Below are 4,394 nucleotides of genomic sequence, written 5' to 3'. Positions count from 1 at the left end.
ATTATCAGTTTACCGAAACTGGTTTATTTTTTGCCAAAAGAGCCACGGCTTACGGAGTGACGGTTTCCTATTTACCTACCTTCAGTAAAATGGATGATTTGCTTTTTGGTAATCCAAATGTATTGCGAGATATAGCAGAAGGAGGAGAGGAAATTCATGTTGACCGAGAAATGAATGTTTGGGGAAGTGGAGGTGCGCATGATACTTATTTTAAAATAGTAGATGAAATTATTATCAAATTATTCAATTTACCAATAGAAGATCAGCCGAAAGGAATTCTCGATATGGGTTGTGGCAATGGAGCATTTATAGAACATATTTATACTGTAATCGAAAGACAAACCCTTCGCGGTAAAATGCTCGATGATTATCCTCTGTTCCTTGTTGGTGCCGATTACAATCAAGCAGCGTTGAAAGTAACTCGAGCCAATTTAATCAAAGCCGATATTTGGGCCAAAGTAATTTGGGGAGATATTGGAAGGCCTGATGTTCTTGCCGATGATTTATTGGAAAATTATAACATTGATTTGAAAGATTTACTGAATGTGAGAACCTTCTTGGATCATAACCGAATTTGGGAAATGCCAAAGCAAATTACCAAAGATAGAGTAAGTTATTCAACAGGCGCATTTGCGCATAGAGGAGAGCGGATCAGTAATAATTTAGTAGAAGATAATCTATTGGAACATTTGAATAAATGGTCGCCTTACGTTCGAAAATTTGGATTGTTAATGATTGAATTGCATACCATTGCTCCAAATTTGACTGCTGCTAATTTAGGAAAAACAGCGGCAACAGCTTATGATGCCACGCATGGTTTTTCAGATCAATACATCGTTGAAATTCCCGTTTTACACAAAATCGCTGCTGAAGCAGGATTATATCCGGATACTAATTTTTTCAGGAGATTTCCGGACTCAAATCTTGCAACAGTGAGTATAAATTTATTGAAAGGGAATGGTTAGTACGATTTTTCACTTAATTGTAAAAAGTTGAAACTATACAATCATGAACTTTCCTTTTTCAGCGTCAAAAACAATATGCTCGTCTTTGAACAAGGTATTGAAACTTCCTTTCGAAATAAAATTACAAGGCTCGTCTTGAAGCACTGTTTCAGGAGTCATAATAATCATTTCGTCACTCAATTGTATCGCCATGTCAATATCATGAGTAGAAAATAAAATGCATTTTCCAGTTTCATGAGTAAGCTTTTTCAAAAGTTTGAATAAGGCTACTTTATGCAATAAATCCAAATGTGTAGTGGGTTCATCAAGAATTATTAACGGAGTATCCTGTGCTAAAGCTCGTGCAATTAATACTTTTTGTAATTGTCCGTCACTAATTTCATAGTGTTTTTTGGTTGCTAAATGACTGATTTGTGTCAATGCCATGGCTTCGTTAACTTTAACAATATCAATGTCAGATAAAGTTCCCATCCAGTTGGTGTATGGTTGTCTTCCTAAAGCAATGAGTTCAAAAACGGTTAAATTACTTGGAGGTAATTTTTCGGTTAAAACAATACTTAGGTTTTGGGCTAAATCCAAAGGTTCGTAATCAGTAATTTTCTTTTCATTTAAGAAAACCGCACCTGAAAGTGGTTTCTGGATTCCTGTTATGGTTTTTAAAAGTGTTGATTTTCCAATGCCATTGGCACCAATTAAAGCAATCAGTTTTCCTTTTTTTAAGGAAATAGAAATATCCGAAGCCACTACGATTTTCTCTTTTTTATGAGAATAACCGATGCTGATTTGAGATGCTTGTAAGATGATTCTGTTTTCCATTAGGCAATCATTTTTCGTTTTCTAACCAATAACCAGATAACCACGGGAGCACCAATTATCGAAGTCACAGCATTGATTGGCAAAGTAATTTCTAATCCGGGCAATTCTGAAAGTACATCACAAATAAGCATAATCGATGCGCCTAAAAGTAACGTACTCCAATACAAAACCGAATGGTTACTGGTTTGAAATACTAATTTTGCAATATGAGGAACTGCCAGTCCTATAAAGGCAATTGGACCTGCATACGCCGTAATACTTCCTGCTAAAATGCTTGTTGCAAAAATGATAATTAATCGTGTTTTCTTGAAATTCAAACCTAAACTGCGAGCGTAATTTTCACCCAATAATAAGGCGTTTAGCGGTTTGATGCTAAACAGACTTAATAACAAACCAATCCCGACACAAACGGTTAGAATTAATATGGATGACCACGATAAGTTGCCTAAATTCCCCATGGACCAAAAGGTGAATTTTTGTAATTGTTCAGCCGAACTAAAATAGGTAAGCACGCCTACTATTGCACTGGTAAAACTCCCAAACATTAGCCCAACAATTAAGATGGCCATTGTATCGCGAAGCCTTTGGGAAACCATTAAAACGGCAAGTAATACAACAGAACTTCCTATAGTTGATGCTAAAACCACTCCATAAGAAGACAACAAAATCGTACTTAAAAAAGGAGGTAATAAACCCGCTCCTAATATCACAAAAGCAACCCCTAAACTAGCCCCCGAACTCAATCCTAAAACATAAGGTCCGGCCAGTGGATTCCGAAACAAAGTTTGCATCAACAAACCACTTATAGATAATCCCATTCCAACAAGAATTGCTGTAATAGCTTTGGGTAAACGATAATTGACAATGATATATTCCCAAGTAGATTTACTCGCTTGACCACCAGTTAAACTTGTATAAATTTCTTTAAAAGGAATCGTAATGGAACCAAAACTAATGTTTACAAAAAACAATAGAACTAGCCCCAAAGCAAGCAATAAAAATAGAATCGTATTTCGTTTTTGATTCGCCAATTTAGTTTAGTTTTTGTGCAAAAGTAAAAGTATAATTTGGAAGCAGTTCAGGATGGAAGATTTTAATGTAATCTTTCAATACTAAATCCGGTCGGCTTGGTGCTAATTCATAATAAATGGTTCCTCCTGTTGCACCTAATTTACTTTCAAAAGTATACACATTTTTAGATTTTGTAGCGTCAAACTGATTGTAATGCGGATTACTGTTTTCGAATTCAGCACTACTTTTAAAAGAACCTGTTGCGATCCAATATTTCGCTGTTTTTGCTTTCTCTAATATTTTTTCAAAAGGCAAACTAAGGCTTCCTGTTCCTGCAACATTTGCCCACAAATAATTTGCTTTGGCGTCCTTCATAAATTGGGCTACCCAGCTATTACCTCGTGCTACATACCATTGATCTTGGTACATTGATCCGTAAAGAACGGTTGCTGTTGGTTTTTGATTTGCAACCAATTGTATGGCGTTATTGTAATTTTTAACGATTTCGTCAAAAAGCGTTTTGGCTTCTTTTTCTTTTCCAAATAAAGCGCCGTAAAGCTTAATCCATTCTGCTTTACCTAGGGGTGTTTGTTCCATCCAGTCCGCTTGAATAAGTACTTTAAGACCACTTTTTTGTAAATTGTCAAGCATTGGATTGTTGTTGTCAACTCCAAAAGTTACAATTAAGTTAGGCTCCAATTCAATGAGCTGCTCCATATTTAATTTTTCATTTTGTCCTATGTTTTTAACTGCGCCGGCATCAATTAGTTTTCTGGTTTTTTCAGAAGAAACATAATCGGTGTGAGGGAAGCCTACCAGTGATTTTTCAACTCCTAGCATTTCCAAAAAAGGAATGTTAGTAGTTGAGGTAACGACAATAGATTCCAAAGGAATTGGAATTGTTGTGTATTTTTGAAGGCTATCAGGAATGCTGCCGCTTTTTTCTTTTAGTATATAAGTGAAGTCCTTATTTGCTTCAGGCCAAGGGTTTGAAACTTTTACTACTGTATATCCTTCGTGTTTAAAGATAGCTAGGCTTTTTGAATACGTTATGGAATTCCCAGTTGTAACTACTGTTTTGATTGTAGTTTGCTCGTTTTTTTTGCATCCAATTAGCATTAAAAACAATATAAAATAAGTTAGTTTCAGCGTATTTCCTTTCATGATTTTTTGCAAATTTGAAGACAAAGGTAAATTATAATTTTTTTATAATCAGAATCAAATTTTTAAAATGAGGTAGGAAGTGTAAAACATAAAATAAGATTTATACTAATAGTTTGCTGCATACCTTTATATTTGTACTTCGTTTTTTTTCTGTTTTTATTTAAAAAAAAGCAAGTAAAAAGAACCTTAAATTGATAACTACAATGATGAAAATTTGTTCTTTTCTGCCTGCTGCCACTTCTATGATTTACGAAATGGGATTAGAAAATCAATTGGTTGGTGTTACTTTTGAATGCCACTCGGATAAACCAAAAGTAGTTCGTTCCTATCTTGAAGATACCAATCACACGAGCAAGGAAATAGACCAAATTGTATCGCAATCCAAGGCAGAAGGAAAAAGTTTATACTATATAGACGATGCTTTACTAGAATCGATTG

At 34.9% G+C, this 4,394-nt stretch carries 4 protein-coding genes and 1 pseudogene; 2 read left to right on the top strand and 3 right to left on the bottom strand.

The annotated features are described in order from the left end of the window. Positions 1-965, top strand: a 965-nt coding sequence (locus ACH2BP_RS07000) for a class I SAM-dependent methyltransferase (protein ID WP_395058336.1), incomplete at its 5' end; no start/stop codon positions are given. Between the two features lie 33 nt (positions 966-998). On the opposite strand, the gene ACH2BP_RS06995 is transcribed toward ACH2BP_RS07000, so the two are convergent. From ACH2BP_RS06995 to ACH2BP_RS06985, 3 genes are read right to left on the bottom strand one after another with little or no spacing between them, the layout of a single operon-like run. Next, positions 999-1,781, bottom strand: a complete 783-nt coding sequence (locus ACH2BP_RS06995; protein WP_395058334.1) for an ABC transporter ATP-binding protein — start codon at positions 1,779-1,781, stop codon at positions 999-1,001. After that, on the bottom strand, positions 1,781-2,812 hold the full coding sequence (locus ACH2BP_RS06990; protein WP_395058332.1) for an iron chelate uptake ABC transporter family permease subunit: 1,032 nt from the start codon (positions 2,810-2,812) through the stop codon (positions 1,781-1,783). Before ACH2BP_RS06990 ends, ACH2BP_RS06995 begins: the two co-directional genes overlap by 1 nt. Before the next feature lies 1 nt (position 2,813). Continuing rightward, positions 2,814-3,956 (bottom strand): ABC transporter substrate-binding protein, encoded by a 1,143-nt coding sequence (locus ACH2BP_RS06985; protein WP_395058330.1) that lies wholly within the window; start codon positions 3,954-3,956, stop codon positions 2,814-2,816. Between the two features lie 203 nt (positions 3,957-4,159). On the opposite strand from ACH2BP_RS06985, the pseudogene ACH2BP_RS06980 reads away from it, so the two are divergent. Next, a pseudogene (locus tag ACH2BP_RS06980) lies at positions 4,160-4,394 on the top strand (BtuF-related (seleno)protein); the annotation flags it as partial.

This window comes from Flavobacterium sp., assembly GCF_043756175.1.
Classification (GTDB): domain Bacteria; phylum Bacteroidota; class Bacteroidia; order Flavobacteriales; family Flavobacteriaceae; genus Flavobacterium.
Note: the sequence above shows the minus strand (reverse complement) of the source record. Positions and strands in the feature narration are given on the sequence as shown.

Bases quoted from the DNA above. Each gene is read 5' to 3' on its own strand.
- ACH2BP_RS06995 (WP_395058334.1), bottom strand. From the start codon at position 1,781: ATGGAAAACAGAATCATCTTACAAGCATCTCAAATCAGCATCGGTTAT.
- ACH2BP_RS06985 (WP_395058330.1), bottom strand. From the start codon at position 3,956: ATGAAAGGAAATACGCTGAAACTAACTTATTTTATATTGTTTTTAATG.